Annotated in this window: 10 protein-coding genes; all 10 read right to left on the bottom strand. The window is 69.8% G+C overall.

Translation table 11 applies throughout. The annotated features are described in order from the left end of the window. A partial coding sequence (locus L978_RS08840; RefSeq protein WP_047522463.1) for an RDD family protein occupies nt 1-894 on the bottom strand: 894 nt, incomplete at its 3' end. Further along, complete coding sequence (locus L978_RS08835) at nt 891-1,601, bottom strand: hypothetical protein (RefSeq protein ID WP_231555032.1); 711 nt, start codon at nt 1,599-1,601, stop codon at nt 891-893. The genes L978_RS08835 and L978_RS08840, both read right to left, overlap by 4 nt. A 14-nt stretch (nt 1,602-1,615) precedes the next feature. Continuing rightward, nucleotides 1,616-3,244 (bottom strand): serine/threonine-protein kinase, encoded by a 1,629-nt coding sequence (locus L978_RS08830; protein ID WP_047522459.1) that lies wholly within the window; start codon nt 3,242-3,244, stop codon nt 1,616-1,618. Then, a complete protein-coding gene (locus L978_RS08825; protein WP_047522456.1) occupies nt 3,241-4,437 on the bottom strand; it encodes an FHA domain-containing protein in 1,197 nt (398 codons plus the stop codon). The genes L978_RS08830 and L978_RS08825 overlap by 4 nt, the downstream gene beginning before the upstream one ends. After that, the gene (locus tag L978_RS08820) at nt 4,437-5,255 is read right to left on the bottom strand and encodes a PP2C family protein-serine/threonine phosphatase (RefSeq protein ID WP_047522454.1); all 819 of its coding nucleotides are present in this window, start codon (nt 5,253-5,255) and stop codon (nt 4,437-4,439) included. Before L978_RS08820 ends, L978_RS08825 begins: the two co-directional genes overlap by 1 nt. Further along, nucleotides 5,252-6,511, bottom strand: coding sequence for an RDD family protein (locus L978_RS08815; protein ID WP_047522452.1), 1,260 nt, complete (start codon nt 6,509-6,511; stop codon nt 5,252-5,254). The genes L978_RS08820 and L978_RS08815 overlap by 4 nt, the downstream gene beginning before the upstream one ends. Continuing rightward, nucleotides 6,508-8,904, bottom strand: a complete 2,397-nt coding sequence (locus L978_RS08810; protein WP_047522450.1) for a transglutaminase-like domain-containing protein — start codon at nt 8,902-8,904, stop codon at nt 6,508-6,510. Before L978_RS08810 ends, L978_RS08815 begins: the two co-directional genes overlap by 4 nt. Next, nucleotides 8,901-10,163: a DUF58 domain-containing protein gene (locus tag L978_RS08805; RefSeq protein WP_047522447.1), complete on the bottom strand. Its 1,263-nt coding sequence runs from the start codon at nt 10,161-10,163 to the stop codon at nt 8,901-8,903. Before L978_RS08805 ends, L978_RS08810 begins: the two co-directional genes overlap by 4 nt. After that, nucleotides 10,163-11,134 carry an AAA family ATPase gene (locus tag L978_RS08800; RefSeq protein ID WP_047522445.1) on the bottom strand — a complete coding sequence of 324 codons (972 nt, stop codon included), beginning with the start codon at nt 11,132-11,134 and terminating at the stop codon, nt 10,163-10,165. The genes L978_RS08805 and L978_RS08800 overlap by 1 nt, the downstream gene beginning before the upstream one ends. A 36-nt stretch (nt 11,135-11,170) precedes the next feature. After that, complete coding sequence (locus L978_RS08795) at nt 11,171-17,227, bottom strand: Ig-like domain-containing protein (protein WP_231555031.1); 6,057 nt, start codon at nt 17,225-17,227, stop codon at nt 11,171-11,173. Nucleotides 17,228-17,252 lie beyond the last annotated feature (25 nt).

Here is a 17,252-nt window from a genome sequence, read left to right as displayed (position 1 = left end):
GGGAGCCGGCGCGGGCGACGCCGCGGGAGCTGGCGGCGCGAACGAAGCCGGGGGCGGGGTGCCGGTGGCCAGGGAGGGCGGTGTCGACGACACGAGGGAGCCCGGGGCCGAGGTCTCCGGACGCTCAGGGGCAGGGCCCGCGGCGGACCGGTGCGCGCCGATGACGCCGCCGGAGAGGCGCGCGCTCGGGACGTACTCGGCCGGAGCATCCCGGTGCACCGGGGTGGCGAGCGACGGGAGGGGCGCCTTCTCCTCGTGCTCGGGCGTTTTCACGCGCTTGCGCGCGATACGCATCCGCTTCTGGTCATAGGGGTTCAGGCCGCCGCGCACGTCCACGAACCAGGTCGCGGCGGCGAGGTCGAGCCATCCGCGTCCTCGCCGCTCGATGTCGAAGAGCGGGGAGAGCATGATCACCAGCACCGGCCCGATGAGCGGAACGAGGAGCGAGGCGTACGCGACGAGGTAGCGCACGACCGCGCCGCGCCAGAAGCCGGGACGCTCGAGCGTCCGGACGTTCACGGAACGGATACCGCAGATCGCCTTGCCGAGCGTCACCCCCTTGCGGCCATGCAGGACGAGCTGGACGACGAGGTAGGCGATCATGAGCCCTTGCGACACTGCAGCGGCCACGATGAGCCACACCAGATCCCCCCGCGCGAAGAACTCCTCCGCGTCGAACCGTCCTGACGCTGCCTGCGCGAGCACCGGGGTCAGAGCGATGAGGGCCGGGAGGGCGATGACGACCGCCACCGTCCACTCGATCAGGGCAGCGAGCACACGCGCACCCCGTCCCGCGGGGCGCAGGCCGAGAGCCTCCGCGTACGCGGGGTCCGGGCGTCCGTGCGCGTCGAGTCCTTCGACCTCGGGCGCGCGGTCGTCGATCTCCCAGATCACTCCTGCTCTCCCTCGACGTCGTCGATGGAATGCTCGGTGTCGAGCAGCGGCAGGTCGCTCTTGCCGACCAGACGCGAGGCGATCACATGCTCGACCAGGCGTGCGCGCCTGTTGGTCGCGAAGCTGCGTTGCCCGCCGCGCATGCCGGGCACACCGACCCGGTCGAACTTGTCGCAGACGTTGTCGAGCTTGCGGTTGAACCGGGTGACGGTCCAGCCCAGCCGCTCCGCCGCCTTCGCCGAGGTCGGGATCTCACTCATCCCAGTGCCGTCCCTGCGCAACTGGGGTTCGGCGAGCGCCAGGATGAGCAGCTTCTGGCTGAGGGTCAGCGGAACGTCGCCGATCGTGGACGCCCCGTCGTCGTCGTGCTCGCGCCGGGTCGCGCGAAACGTCGGCTCGGCTGCATGCAAGGTGAGCTCGTAGGTGGTCGGCCCCGCGCTGAAGACGATCGTCGTCTTCTCGAAGACGAGTGGGAGCCGAGCACCCGGCGCCAGCCACGCCTGCACGCCACCCGCCGAGTCGGTCACCGTCGCGGTGAGCCGGGTACCGACGTTCGACAGCCACCACAGCCCGTCGGAGTCGGTGATCTCCAGGAAGTGCCGATGCAGGAACAGATTGTCGTCGAGCTCGAGGTCGCCCTCTCGTCCCACGATGAATCGATCACCACGGCTCACGCGGAAGTACTCCCCCGCGAACTCGACGGTCACCCCTCCTGCCCCCGTCACTCCACACACCCCCGCACGGTTTCCGAGGCACGACCGTCGTCGCGCCGCAGCATCACGTCGATGCAGACGGTGCCCGCCGCTGCGGGGACCGTCGCGGTCGCATCCGGCGTCTGGTGCGGATCGACCTCTCCCGACACCGCGACCGGTGTCCAGATGAACGAGTCGCCCTCGAGCGGACTCGGATTGGTCCAGGTGAACACGATCCGATCACCCTCGCGCGTCCCGGAGATCTCGGTGACCTTCGGCACGACGTCCGTACCGACATCCTTCGGCTCCACGGCCTGCTCGGTCTCCTGCGCTTCGGGGGTGACACCCGCCACCAGGAGGTTCATCCCGACGATCCCGCCGACCACGAGTACGACCGCGGCGGCAGCGAGCACGATCCACAGGCCCTTGCGACTGCGCGGCGCCGGCGGCTCTCCCGGACCCGCGACAGGAGCAGCCGACACGGCCGGAGGCGGCGTCGCCTCTTCCGGGGCGACCACCATCGGCGCTCGCGCGATGGTGCGGTCGTCGGCGGAGGGGGCGAGTGGAGCCGCAGCCGTCGGAGTCGGCGGGCGCAACTGGGTCTGCTCGACGAGCGGTTCCTCGGGCGTCGGGGCGTCGAATCGCGGAATGCCCGACAGCGGAACCGGCGGTTCCTTCCGCTGCGTCTGGGCCGAGGGGCGGGTGAACGACGCCAGTTCGGGGTCGATGCTGACGATCTCCCGCACCCGGGTCAGACCGTCGCCGTCGTCCTCCAGGTCTTCCGCCGGCGGATGGTCATCGACGATGTCGATCGGGGTCACCGAGTGGGAGAGCTCGATCTGCACCTTCTGCAGTGCCCGCGCGAATGCCACCGCGCTCGGGAAGCGATCGGCGGGGTTCTTCGCCATCGACCGTTCGAGGAGCCTCTGCAGACTCTCCGGCGAATCCGGCCTCCTCAGCGAGGGGAGAGCGGCGCGCTCGATGCGCTCGATCAGATCGGCGCTCGAGTTGCGTTCGCCGGTCCGCTCGAAGGGCGAACGACCCGCCAGCAGCGTGTACAGCGTGGCACCGAGCGCCCAGACGTCGGTGCGCGGACCACTCTGCGGGGGCTCCGCGAACGACTCCGGCGGAGACCAGGGGATGGACATGCCGGAGGCCTCACCCGTCGCTCCGGTCGTCGATGCGATGCCGAAGTCGGTGAGGGCGGGCCGGTTGTACTCCGTGACGAGGATGTTGGCCGGCTTGATGTCGCGATGCAGCACGCCTGCCCGGTGCGCGGTCTCGACGGCTCCGGCGACCTGGATGCCGACGCGCAGCGCCTCGGCGACCGAGAACGGCTCCTTGCGGGAGCGGATCTGGAGGTTCGGCCGCGGGCAGTACTCCATCACCAGGTAGGGGCGACCGTCGCCGGCGACACCCGCCTGGTAGATCGTGACGATGGCCGGATGCGTCGAGAGCATCGCCATCACGTTGGCCTCGTCGGCGAACTCCTGCGCCGCGCCACTCGAGATGCGGTCGGCGACCAGTACCTTCACCGCGACACGGCGACGCGGCATCTCCTGCTCGTACAGGAATACATCGGCGAAACCGCCGGTGCCCAGCGGCTCCACATAGGTGAAGCCCGGCAGATCCGGCGGCGGGGAGGGGCGACGCGTCACGGCAGCTCCTCGAACGCGACGGTCACTCCGTCGCCGAGATCCACGACATCGCCGGACAGCACGAGCGTCTGCTCCCCGGGATGCAGCCGCACCGGGTCGGCGCCGGGACGGAGCAGGGTGGAGCCGTTCGTGGTGTGCAGGTCGATGACCACGACGGTGTCACCTTCCGGCCGCACTTCGAGGTGGCTGCGCGAGATGTCCTGCTGCGGGCTCTCGACGGCGATCAGGTGCGGGAGGTTCGCGCCGCTCGCACGGGTCGATCGCGGGCGTCGGCCGATGATGACCGTGCGATCGAGCGCCGCCACCTGCCCCGTGGAGAGACGCACGCGGCCCGTCGAAGCGATGGACGGCACCGGGGTCACGTCGAGCACGTCCGTCGCGACATCATCGGCGACGGGAGGCTGCTGGCGGAGCGCACGCAGGTCGGCCGCGGAGACGGTCGCCCCGTCATGATCGCCTTCGACCGGGGCGGGGGTGGGCGCCGCGGCTGCGGCACCGACGGAGTGCACGGTCGCACCCCAGAGCTGATCGAAGTCGTCGTCGACGGGCGGTGCGAGCGTCACCTCGGTCGGTGGGAGGAACGCATCCTCGATGACCGGGGCAGGAGTCGGCTCGGGTTCGGGCGCAGGAGTCGGCTCGGGCTCCGGCGCCGGCTCGGGCTCCACGGCCACCGGCTCCGGGGCCTGCACGGCTGCAGCGGGCTCGGCGAGCACGGGGGACGGTCCGAGCGCACTGGTCAGCGGATCGGCGTCGCTCGGCTCCAGGTCGGCGCTCACCGCGGCAGCCCGCACGATCCCGCTCTGCACGGGGAGGCCGTCAGCCTCGGTCGTCGTCTCGACCGTGATGTCGATCGTCGTCGCGCCACCGAGGAACCGCTCGTTCCAGGTGGTGACGTCCGCCCCGGAGAGCTCGAGGGATTCCGTCGCGGTCGTCACGTGTGCCGAGACGTCACCACGGAGGGCGATGCGCACGTCTCCTCCCTCGGCGACGGCGGCGACGAACGACGGCAGCGATGTGAAGGACCGGCCCGCCTGCGTCGTCAGGAGATCGACGACCGTTGCGAGCGTCTTCGCCTCCGGCAGGCGTTCCCACAGCCGGGCGACGACATCGCCGGGGACATCGGGCGGGAGCGCGACGAGCGCGCCGGGGATGACGATCAGATACCACTGTCCCGGTCGGTAGATGGTCTGCATCAGCGAACCCCTCCTGCTGTGGCTTCTCGTGGACGCGTGTCGGCGTCGATGTCGTCGTCGTCGGTGGCTGTCAGCGTTCCCGGCCGCGACGCGACCGAGACCGCGTCCACGACGATCACGGTGATGTTGTCTCGACCCCCGGCGCTCACCGCATCGGCTGTCAAGGCGTCGGCGGCCTTCTGCGGATCGGATTCCGAGGCCAGCACCTCGCGGATACGCGTGTCCGGCACTTCGGAGGTGAGACCGTCCGAGCAGACGAGGATGCGATCGCCGAGTTCGGCGGGGAACATCCAGTAGTCGGCGTCGCCCGTGCTGCTCGCACCGATGGCGCGGGTGATGATGTTCCGGCGGCGATCCGAGACGGCATCTTCGACGGAGAGCTCACCGGACTCGATCAGCTCCTGCACCACGGAGTGATCGACACTGATCTGCTCCAGCTCGCCGTCGGCGAGACGATAGGTCCGGGAGTCTCCGATGTTGACCGCGAGCCAGTACCCCATGCCGTCGACCGAGGCGATGACAACACCGCTGAGGGTCGTCCCGGCGCGTCCGTTGCCCGAGGTCGACAGATCCTCGACGCTCGTCCGCGAGACGGAGAGGGCGTGCCGGACGTCGTCGAGCTCGAGCGCCGGTCGGCCGATGTACCGGGCGAACTCGGCGATGACGGCGGCACTCGCGCGCTCACCGGCCTCGTGCCCGCCCATCCCGTCGGCGACCAGGAACACCGGAGCCGAAGCCAGATGCGCGTCTTCGTTCAGCGCGCGCCGGAGCCCCGGATGCGTCGCCGACCCGGTGGAGACGATGAGTCCCGGCCTCATGCGTATCCGCCGATCGTCACGATGCGGTCGCCGATCTCGATCGCGTCGCCCAGACGCACCGGCACCCGCTGCCCGGCCGGGCACGCGATGCGCTGGCCGTCGCGGACGATGGTCATCCCGTTGGTCGAGTGGCGATCCCGCACCCATCCGCCGGAGGTCTCGGCGGCCGCCTCGAAATGCGTCTTGGAGAGCGACAGCGTCTCGTCACGCACGGGCACGAGCGTCGCGCCCTCCTCCGGGGCGGGGTTGCGGCCGAAGATGGTGCGCCGCGAGACGGAGACCCGTGTGCCGTCATCCCACGTGAAGACCAGACGATGGCCGGGGACGCTGATCCGGGTCTCTTCGAGATCGTCATCCTGCTCGACGACCTCCGGCACTGCCGGCACGGGTGCCACCGGGAGCGGCGGGACCGGTGGAGCAGCGACCGGCGGAGCAGCGACCGGCGCCGGAGGTGCGGGCGGCGTCACGGGAGCCACGGGGTGCTGCTGGACGGTCGCGTCGAGTTCAGGCTCGGGCTGCGCGGGAGGCTCCGACCGCGACGGCGCATCCTGGGTGATGCCCGGGACGAAGGCGATGAGGGATCCGCTCTCGGCCACCGGCGCAGGGGGCGCAGCCGGCCGCGGCGGGAGGGATGAGGATGCCGGAGCGGGCGGGGCCGGAGCAACGGGGGCAGCCGACGCTGCCGAAGCAGCCGGAACGGACTGCGGGAGTCCAGGGATCGCCGGTCCGGTCGTCGGTGTGGCGAGGCCCGGCGCAGAGGCGGACGAGGAGGAGGCGGCCTCGGACGCCGATCCGACGGGACCCGCCTTCCGTGCATCCAGGATCAGAGAGCCTGCGACCTTGTCGTGCCACCCCTGGAAGCGCCCCGACCCGTCGAAGAGCGGAGTGAAGTACCCCACCACGACGGCCGCGGCGAGGCCGAAGATCACGTTGCGCAGCAGTGCACGCCCGAAGCCGAGCGGGCCGCCGTCCGCAGCGGCGACGAGCCGCACGCCCTGGGCGCGCATGCCGATCGAGCCGGCCCCTGCCTGCATGACGGTGTAGACCACGAACCAGCCGAGCAGCACCAGGCTCACCACCGGACCGCCGACGAGGAGGACTCCCACCATCCCCTCGACACTGCCGGTGAGCGACGCGGCGACCAGGAGTCCCCCGCCGAGCACGATCGCGAGGCCCCCGGCGATCAGGGCATCGATGACATAGGCGACCGCGCGACGGGAGAGGGGCGCGATCTGATCGAGCGCAGGCTGCGTCATGGGGTCTCACTCTCGGAGGACGGGGGCGTCGTGCTGTTCTTGATGGTGCCAGGTTCGCGGCGTACGCGCGCGGTCGCGGCGTCCTTGAGGTTCTGCAGGCCGTTCGAGATCGCGGTGCCGCCGACGAGCGAGCGAACGCTCAAGCGCGCCTTCACGCGCTTCCAGAAACCGGCGTCCTTGCCGAGACCGCCGACGATGCCGTCGACCTCGTGCCAGAAGGACTCCACGTCTTGCGGGCTCGGCTCTGTGGGACCGAACACCTCGGCGTCGGCCCGCTCGGCGAGCGCGGTCACCTGCGGAACCGTCAGCGCGGTGGCCACGACCTCGGCTTCCTCGGTCCGGGTGCCTCCGGGCGTGAGCCGCGCACCGTAGTCGATCGCGCGATCGGTCAGCTCGTCCCACCCGCCACTGATGCGGTCGGCGGTGCGCGCGGCGGCGCGGCGCGACCGACGCTTCGCGGCCTTCCACGCGCCGATCACGATGAACGGCGACGCGAGGAGCGCGATCACCGCGAGCGAGATGCCACCGATCACGAGGATCGCACCGATGATGCCGGCGAGGTTCAGGCTCTCGTCCTCGGACTCCCGGTCGTCGGGAAGGGTGGGCGGCAGATCGACGGGTTCCTGCGGCGGGGGTGGCGGCTGCAGCACCTGCGGCTTCGGGTCGACGCGGGGCTTGGTGTTCTGGTCGTTCGGCACCTGGTCTTCGGGCGGAGTCGGGTTGAAGGTCACCCAACCGATGCCCTCGAAGTTCACCTCGACCCAGGCGTGGACGTTGTCGCCCGTGGCGGTGAACACCGCTTCCCCCGCCTGCTCCTCGTCGGGGTAGTACCCCATGACGACGCGCGCCGGGATGTCGAGCTGCCCCGCGAGCAGCGCCATCGCCACGGCATACTGCTCGTCGTCACCGATCATCTGGTCAGCACCGACCAGCGTCGAGATGCGCTCGGCGGTGTGGCCCGCGCGGGACAGCACCTCTCCCTCGAGCCCGTGGCTGAAGAAACCGCCCTCGGAGAGGAAGTTCTCCAACGCCCGTACCTGCTCGATCGGCGTCTCCGCACCCGATACGGTCTCCGCCGCGAGCGAGGTGAGCTCTTCCGGCACGTTGCTCGACGTCGGCAGCGCCACCTTGCCGAACGGCACCTCGGCGAGCTGTTCGTCATCGGGGACGGCGGGCACGACGGCATCGACGACGTACTCGTCACCCTGGGTGAGCTTCGGCGTCGCGACCGCGGTACCGGTCACGGTGTTGACGTACGTGCCACGACGCAGGTCTTCGGCGCGCGCTCCCTCGAACCGGATCTCGGACAGCTCTCCGGCGGTCGGCATCCAGACACCGCCGTAGCCGTCGATCGCGAACTTCAGCGTGACCGGGACGCCCTCGGCATCCGGTGCCATGTTGGAACGCAACGGTGCGAACGCGCTCGACGACGTCGGGCCGCCGTCCGTGACGTTGTAGACCATGCCGTCGAACTGATCCATGACCGCGGTGCGGACACGTGCGCCCTGGGGGAGGCCCTGCACCGTGAAGAGGGTCTCGGAGGCCTCGTCGCGCACGTTCTTGCGGAACGCCTGCAACGGGCTCGGGTAGTCGCGGATGTCGAACGGCGGGATGATCACGTCGCGGAACACGTGCCGCGGCTGTGCCGGGTTCGCGACGGCGCTCGCGGCGACGCCGGTGCCTGCGGCGACGGCCAGCACGGCGACGCCGGCCAGCAGCCGTCGGGTGCGCATCTGGGTCGCACGCGAAGGGTCGACCTCGCTGACGGAGACGGCCATGTTCTGTGGTGCCCACAGTTGCCGCAGAGCGAGCCACGACATGCTCACCACGGCGAAGACGAGCCCCTGCACCAGAGGGAAGGCGGGCTCCGGTGTGCCGAGGGCGATGACGAGCATCAGCAGTACCCCGGCCGGGAGCAGTGCCCAGGCGACCTGTGGCAGCCGGAGCGCGAGAGACGCGGTGAGCGTGGTGACGACGAGCGCCAGCAGGAACGGGACCACCAGGTGTCCGTCGACCGCAGCCACGGGGGCGACGGTGGTGAGCATCTGCTTCCAGGCGGTGACGGTCCCCACCGCGAGCTTCTGCAGCGTCTCGATCGTCGGGATGAAGCCGAGGAGGGAGGTCTGTGGGAGCGCGAGGGCCCCGCCGAAGACGAAGTAGGCGGCGACCGTGAGCCCCGTCGTGATCAGGATGCCCCATCGTCGCCAGGTCGCGACCGCCGCGATCGCCAGCCCGATCAGGATGCCGCCGACGGCGGCCGGGAGGAAGGACGGACCGGCGAACGTCGGCCAGAAGCCGATCAACGCGGTCGTCACGAGGAGTGCGGTCGCTCCCAGATCGAGGATCCATCGGCGCACGGCGAGACCCGCGGGGCCGGCGGCGGGCACGGTCATGCGAGCACCTTCTGCAGAGCGAGCGGAATCTGTTCGAGGGCGCCGACGGTGACCACGTCCGCGTCACCGATCCGCCGAAGCGTCGGAGCGGACACGCTGGTGTCGGCGACGACGGCCAGCGCCTTCGCGCCGAAGGGCAGCCGCGAGCACGCGAGGCGCAGATCGTCGGAGCGCACCCGCGAGCCGCACACGAGCACCACCACACTGGCGAGCGGCATCGTGACCGACACGATCCCGGCGAGGTCGGCGATGCCGCCCTCGCGCGGCTTGCTGCCCTCGACGGCGGAGAGGGAGTCCAACAGCTGCTTTCCGGTGCCGGCCGGGAGCTCACGCCCCTGCACGCGCACGTCGACGCGCTGCGAGTCGCGGAGCGCGCGGAGGCCGATCGACCCCGCGGCCGAGATACCGAGCTCGAAGTCCTCGGGGGTGGCGTAGTCGGACAGCGAGCGCGACAGACCGATCACGAAGTGGGAACGCCGCGTCTCCTCGTACTGGCGGACCATCATCGTGCCGGTGCGGGCGGTCGAACGCCAGTGCACATGACGCAGGTCATCGCCCGGCTGATACTCCAGAAGCGCGTGGAAGGAGACGTCGTCGCGCGAGAGGTCCGTGGCCGGAAGCCCCTCCAGGTCGCGCAGGTAGCCGAGGGACTGTCCGTCGAACAGCACGGTGCGCGGATGCACGAACAGGTCCACCGGGTCGTCCCGGCGGTGCGCCCGTTCGAAGAGACCGAGGGGGTCTCCGCGCACGACGCTCACGGGTCCGACCTTGACGACGCCGCGCTTCTGGGTCGGGATGGCGAAGAGCTCCTCCGCCTCCTCTCCGGGGGCCAGGCGCTGGATCCCGAACTCCCCACGACCGGCACCCACCGGGAGCACCACGCGCGAGGGCAGGATCGCCCTGCTGCCACGGTTGGCGAGGGTGAGTGCGCCGACCGCGCGCTCCCCCACCACCACACGGGTGCGGGCGAGGTCGAGCGACACGTCGTAGGCGGTGCGGCCGATGAGGAACAGCGCGCACAGGGTGACGGCGATCGCGATCACGACGGCGGCGACCGTGAACTCGGCCCAGCCGGCGATCTGACCGAGCACCCAGAACACGATGGCGAGGGACATCAGCACCCACGCGAGCGGACGGATCGCCGCGGTGATCTTCCGGAGGCGCGTCAGGGCACGGGCACCGAGGACGGCCGCGATGTCACGCCATCCGGCGTCGCGTTCCGTCGGCGGCGTCGACGCCTGAAGGGCCTCCGCGGTCATCAGGCCGCCGCTCGTGCCTGGGGAGCCGCGACGCCGTCGAGCACGCGGGCGATCACGGTGTCACTGCTCGTGCCGGCGAACTCGGCCTCGGCGTCGAGCAGCAGACGGTGCTGCCACACGGGCCGCGCGAGCGCCTTGATGTCGTCGGGGAGCACGAAGTGACGACCCTGCGCGGCGGCCCACACCTTGGCGATGCGGACCATCGCGATCGCGCCGCGCACCGAGACGCCGAGCCGGATCGCGTCGTCCTCACGGGTGGCTTCGGCGAGCTCGGCCACGTAGCGGAGCACAGCGGGCTCCACATGCACGGTGGAGGCGAGGTCGGCCATGTCGGCGACCGCACTGGTCGTGATGATCGCGGAGAGTCCGGCGGAGGGGTTGCGGTCGGAGGCTCCGGCGAGGATGCTCTCGGTGACCGCGAGGTCGGGGTAGCCGATCGAGGTCTTGATCAGGAAGCGGTCCAGCTGCGCCTCGGGAAGCTTGTAGGTTCCCGCCTGCTCGATGGGGTTCTGCGTGGCGATCACGAGGAACGGGCGACCGGTCTCATGCGTGACGCCGTCGACCGTGACGCGAGACTCCTCCATGACCTCCAGGAGCGCCGACTGGGTCTTCGGCGAGGCGCGGTTGATCTCATCCGCCAGCACGATCGACGCGAAGATCGGTCCCTTGTGGAACTCGAACCGGTGGGACTGCTGGTCGTAGATGGTCACACCCGTGACGTCGGAGGGCAGCAGGTCCGGCGTGAACTGGATGCGCGCGCTGGTGCCCTGCACGGTCGCCGCGAGGGCCTTCGCGAGGCTCGTCTTGCCGGTGCCGGGTGCGTCCTCGAGGAGCACATGCCCCTCGGCGAGCATCGACGCCAGCACGAGGCCGACGATCTCCTGCTTGCCCTGCACCGCCTTGTCGATGTTCGCGACGAGGCGCTGGAAGGTGCCCTGGAACCAGGCGGCCTGCTCAGGGGTCATTGTCATGGGAGTACTGCTTCCTCTCGGATGGAAGGGGCGCCGCTACCAGGCACGGCGTTCGTAGTCGGTGTTGCCGATCGTGACCCACACCTCGTAGCCACGGCCACCCGCGCCGTGGAAGCAGCCGATCTCGATGGAACCGTTGGCGGGGATGTTCCAGCTCGAGCCGCCCGCGAACTTCGGTCCTGCGAGTGGCGCATTGCTGTTGCACCAGACCTGATACCTCCCGGCAGGGAAGTTCGAGGTGTTGATGACGAACTTCGCGCAGGTGCCGTCGGTGCACTGCCCTGGCCAGTTCCCGGCCGTGCCTCTCGTCACCCAGGCACGGGGCTGCGGCGGGGGCGAGGAGGTCGCGGATGCGGTCCCGCTGGGATCGGACCAGGCGCCCGTCGAGTCCTGCGCGCGGGCGCGGATCGAGTGCGTCTGGCTGTGCCCGTTCCCGACGTCGGTCGAGCCGGTCTTGCTGACGTTCTGCCAGCCGCCGCCATCGATGCTGATCTGCACGTTCTCGATGGGTCGTCCGTTGTCGGAACCGTTGGCGTTCCACTTCAGACGCACCTGGGTCGAGAGCGGATCCGCACTCACCGACGGGGCGTGCGGCTTGCCGTACGGCTTGCCGCTGGCCGACTTCGATGCGGCTCCCGCGTACGTGGAGCCGCTGACGCTCGCGACGGCGCGCACCTCGACACTGTAGGAGGTTCCGTTGGTCAGCCCACCGATCTTCTGGTTTCCGGGAAGGGCCGACCATCCGCCGCCGCCGTTCAGACGGTACTGGTAGCTGATCTCGTTGCTCGCCGCCCCACCGCTGGAACCGGCGTTGAAGGCGAGGGTGAGACTGCGATCCCCGTCCGTGACCTTCAGACCCGTCGGGGCTCCCGGCGGGATGACCCCGCGGCGCGGCGCCGACGGCGCACTCATCTCGCCCCACTCGGCCTTGTTGTAGGCCTGGATGCGGTACGTGTACGGGGTCTGGGAGGGCTGGACCTGGATAGCCTGGCTCCGCGCCTCAGGACCGGGCGTCAGCGTGCTCACGACCTGGCCGCCCTGAAGGACCTCGAGACGGTACCCGCGGATGGCGTCACCGTTGTTGTCGGGCGCGACCCAGTTCACCTGCATCTGCGCCTGGTCGCCGACCGGGGAGAGTTCGGTCGTCGTGGGCGCGGCGGGAGCCTTCGGCGGGCCGGCCGGGATCTCGGATGCAGACCAGCCGCTCCAGCTGGAGGGGTCGGGCGCCCTGTTGTGCGCCTGCACCCGCACCTGGTAGTCCGAGCCGTTCTCGAGCCCTTCCCACGTGGTGGAGTTGCCCGTGACCTCCTTCTGCGTGACGCCGGACGGCGGCGCGGGTGAGATCTCGAGCGTGTACCGCTCGACCGGTGAGCCCGGGGTGCTCGGCGTCTTCCAGGCCACCTTGAGGGACTTGTCCCCGAACACGAGGGTGGGCGGGTTCGGTGTATCGGGACGCGCATCGGGCCGCGCCGGGGCGGAGGCCGCGGAGGGCTGCGACTCGCCCACACGGTTGGTCGCGGTCACCTGGAACGTGTATTCCACGTTGTTGGTGAGGCCGTCGAGCGTGCACGTCGTGGACTGGCACTCCTTGGTGTACGGGTTCCCGCCCACGGACCTCACGGTGTACTTCGTGATCTCGGCGCCGTTGTTCGACGGCGCGGAGAACGACACCACGACCGTGCGGTCCTGCACGCTCGCGATGACCGGAACCCCGGGCGCGTCCGGAACGTCCTGAACCGTGACGACGATCTGTCCGTTGACCTCCCGATCGGGGTCCTCCGTCGCGTCCTGGATGCGATAGCGGACGACGAGCGTGCCCACGAACGACTTCGACGGGGTGATGGTCACCTGGTCGTCGGTGAAGCCGACCTCGCCGCCACCGGACTCGGTCACCGCGGACACGATCTTCAGCGGGGTCTCGGGGAACGGGTTGAAGTCGTTGGCGAGAGCGGGGACCGTGATGGTCTCGCCTGCATCCGCTTCGGAGATGGTGTCGGTGTTGGCCGCGGGCATGGGACGGGTCGATGCCGTGACGAGGACGGTGACGGTGCCCTCCACCGGCTCGGTCGTGCCGTCCGACACGCGGAGCTTCAGCGTGACCGTCGTCCCCTTCTTGGCGTTCGACGACGCTTCCACGCGGAGTTCGTCGCCGTCGACACGCGCGGAGACACCCTTGCCCTCGCCGCCGACGAGTGCGTAGTCGTGCTTCCCCTTGTCTTCGGGGTCGGGGTCGTCGGTCAGCGCGGCGAGGTCCAGCGCGACCGCCGACTCACCGGGCGCGACGTTGACCTGTCCCTGGACGAACGTGGGCTGCTGGTTCTCCGGGGGCAGCACGTTGATGGGGATGCTGAGCGTGGCCTTGCGCCCCTCCGGGTCGTCGGGCCCATCGCCGTCCGTGACCTCGAACGTGAGCGCGTCGGGCCCGAAGTAGCCGTCGGCGGACGTGTAGACCAGCGTCTTCGCGTCTTGGAGAAGATCTGCGCCGTCGGCATGGCTCGCGCTGATCTTCGCCTTCTCGGTGATGACGACGTCGCCGCCGCCCGCCACCGTCACGTACTTCGACAGCGGCAGGATCTCGGTCTCGCCGCTGACCACTTCGAGCGGCTTCGTCGACGTGAGCGTCGGGCGAAGGTCTGCCCGCGAGGGGACGAAGATGAACGCCGACGCCTGCAGGTCGTCGCGGTCGGTGAGGGTGTACCGGATCAACTGCAGCTCATCCGTGACGGTGACGCGCACCTTTCCGTTCTCGAGCCGTGTGCCGCCTTCGCCGACATCGACCGTGAGCCGGTCGGTCGTGCCGTCCGGGTCTTCGTCATTGGCCAGGATGTCGAGGTCCGCGGTCAGTCCGCCGTCCTTCAGATCCGCGGGCTGCAATCGGTCGTCGCGTGCGACGGGAGCTTGCAGGGGAACGTCTTCATCGACCGTGATCTGCAGGGTCGCCATCGCCGTCGCCCCGCGGGAATCCGACACGGTGTACTGCAGCGAGGTCTCGGTGGGCGCGTCGGGTGCCTGAACGAGCACGCGGTCACCGGAGACCCGCGCATCCAACCCCTCCGGAAGCTCGAGCCCGTCCTTGACGAGGGAGACCTTGTCGCCCTCGGGATCGGAGTCGTTCGCGAGGACGGGCACGGCGATCTCACGCCCCGGTCGCACGACCACGGCGTCCTTCACCGCATACGGCGGCTGGTTGATCTCCTCCGCGGGGGCGATGCCGACGCGGATCGTGGCGACGCCCTCCTTGCCGAGTCGATCGCGCACGCGGTACTTGAACACGTCGACGCCGGACGCCCCGTCGAACGCTTCGTACGTGAAGTAGTTCGGCCCGTTGAGCACCCGTCCCTTGCTCGGACTCGAATCGAGGCCGACCAGCTCCACGGAGTCGCCATCGGTGTCGATTCCGTCCAGCGGGACGGCGATGTTCACCTCGGTGCCGGCGAGCGTGCGCGCCACGAGGTCTTGAGGACGCGGAGCGGCGTTCTTCTCCTCGTCGATCGGCAGGATCTGGATGGTGACGTAGCCGGCGGCCTTCTGCTGGCGCGAGTCGACGACCTCATAGGTGAGGTACACCGTCTTGGCTTCCGGGCCCGCTTTGAAGCGCACCGCGTCCTGCGAGACGAACGCCTCGCCGTCCTCCGGGTCGACGAAGGGCTCGATGAGCTCCGGCTCGAGGTGCATGACGTCGTCGCTGGGATGCGTGTCGTTGTCGAGCACCGGGATCGTGACCACATCTCCGGCGCGCACGGTCGCCGTGTCCGGGTTGGCGATCGGCTGGAGGAGTTCGTCCGGTGCGGGGATGGGGATCACCACGACCTCACCCTCGGCCGACTTCGAGCCGTTCGAGATCCGGTACTTGATCCGCACCTGCTCCTCGAGCGCTCCCTGATCGGTGATGCGCAGCGTCTCGTGGTTGAGCACCGAGACCGAGATGCCGCTGTTCGGCTCCAGCGACACCGACTGCACCACGAGGATCCCCCCGCCGGGATCGGTGTCGTTGTTGAGCACGCCGAGCAGCACATCCCCGCCGGTGGGCAGGAGCGCGACGTCACGAACGGCGACCGGCGGGAGGTCGGTCTCCGATTCGGGCATCACGTCGACGCGGACGAGTCCCTCGCCGTTCTTGGGCCCGGTGGTGACCTGATACTGCACGTAGTAGACCCCGGCCTTCTCCGCCATGAAGGAGAAGGTCTTGTTCGGGGTGTTCGGGATGATCGTCGCGCCCGGGGTGTCGAGAACCCGGCTGAGGCGCAGCGGCTCGCGGGAGGTGCTCGTGTCGTTCGCCGTCGGCGCGATGGTGACCTGTTCGCCCACCTTGGTGATGACATGGTCGGCGTTGGTCTTCGGGTTGGTCGAGCCCTGCGGCCGGACATCGAGCGCGATCGTCGACGTGCCCAGCTTCCCGAAGGCGTCCGCCACGGTCACCTGCACGTCTTTGCGTCCTTGCAGGCTGGCGGTGGCCTTGTAGGTGATCTGACCGTCCTTGCTGAAGTCGACCTCGTCGCCGGGAGCCGCGATCACCTCCTTCAGATAGATGTCGTCGCCGTCGGGATCGATCCAGTCGGGGAGGATGTTGTACGAGATCGTGCCCCCGGTCTCCACGGCGAGCGCGGTCTTGCGCTTGGGCGTCGGAGCGCCGTTCTCGTTCCAGTCGTGCACGGCGAGCGACACGACGGCCGTGTCCTTGCCCCCGCGTCCGTCGTCGACCTCATAGGTGAAACTCGCGGTACCGGAGGCCTTCTCTTCGACGGCGATCTGGAGCGAGCCGCCGTTGTTGATCGGCTGGACGGCGCCGATCGCGGGCTGCGCCTCGGCGAGGGCCGCGACGAGCACATCCCCGTCGGGGTCGTTGTCGTTGTCGAGCACGGGGAGCAGCGTCGTGGCACCCGGCCGCACACCGTAGGAGTCGTCCTCCGCGATCGGCGGGGTGTTCTGCTCGCTGCGCTCGGGAAGGGTGGTCTCGACGGTCTCCTCGGTCGAGTCCTCCTCGTTCTCCGTCTCACCCTCGGGCGGAGTCAGGTCGTTCCAGTTGTCGACACGCTGCAGGCTCTCGTTGGCCATCCAGGCGGCACCGCCGACGGCATCGTTGAGGATGATCACGTCCCGGTTCACGCGGAAGGTCAGGCTCGCGGAATCCTCTGCTCCCTCGATCGGGGAGTTCACGTCGTTGGAATCGCCGGGGCATTCCCGGATGAAGGTCGCCGAACCCGCCCAGGCACCGTAGGTGCAGCCGCGGAGCCAGACCGGTGCGGCGGCCGTACCTGCGCTACCGGCCGAGGTCTCTTCGGGGTCGCTGCCGTCGAGCGGCACACGCACCAGAGCGGACGGGGTGGCGATCGCGACCGCGTCGTTCGCGGCAGACGCCTGTTGCAGCACGGCATCCTTCGCGCCCGGGACCTCTGTGCGGAAGCCGCCCGGGGTCGTGACGACGCCCGCCGCCTCGTCGAACACCACGGGTGTGCGACCCACGGCGGTGATCGTCGGCTTCGCGGCCGCATCGACCTCGCCGACCGAAGCCGTGGAGGTGTCCCGCGGCGCACCTTCGTTGTCGACGGGAACCGTCACGACCTCGCCGCGCTCGGCGGAGAGTGCGAACACCGTGCCGTCGTCGGCGACGGTGACGTCGGCGTTCTCGCCCAGCTCGGCGACGGGTTCCGCCGCCTCGATCTCGAACGACGCGATGCCCTTCACCGGGACGACCCAGAGATCTCCGGACTTCTCATCCAGGATCGCCGCCGTGTTCGCCCCCATCGCGACCTTGGCGGTGGAGGGGATGATCGCCGAATCTCCGAGCGAGACCCGTGCCGGGTCGATCGCCGTCACGGTCGATGCACTCTCGTCGACGACGAGCACGTTCGCCGCGGCCTGGAGGATGTCGTAGTTCTCGCTCGTGGTGCGCAGACCGCCGTCGAGGACCGTGGACTCGTTGTTGAAGTGCCCGACGAGCAGGCTCGAGGTCTTGGTGATCCAGACGCCGCCGTCGTTCAGGTCGACCTTGGTGGTCGGGAACCCTTCATACGTGAAGGCCATCGTGGTGAGGGCGATGACCCCGACCGTGACACCCGCCGCGGACGCCAGCGTCTTCGGTCGCGCGCGCATCCATGACAACGCCTTCATTCCCGGT

Source organism: Microbacterium sp. ZOR0019, from assembly GCF_000800925.1.
Lineage (GTDB): Bacteria > Actinomycetota > Actinomycetes > Actinomycetales > Microbacteriaceae > Microbacterium > Microbacterium aurugineum.
This window is presented reverse-complemented; position numbering and strand designations above follow the sequence as displayed.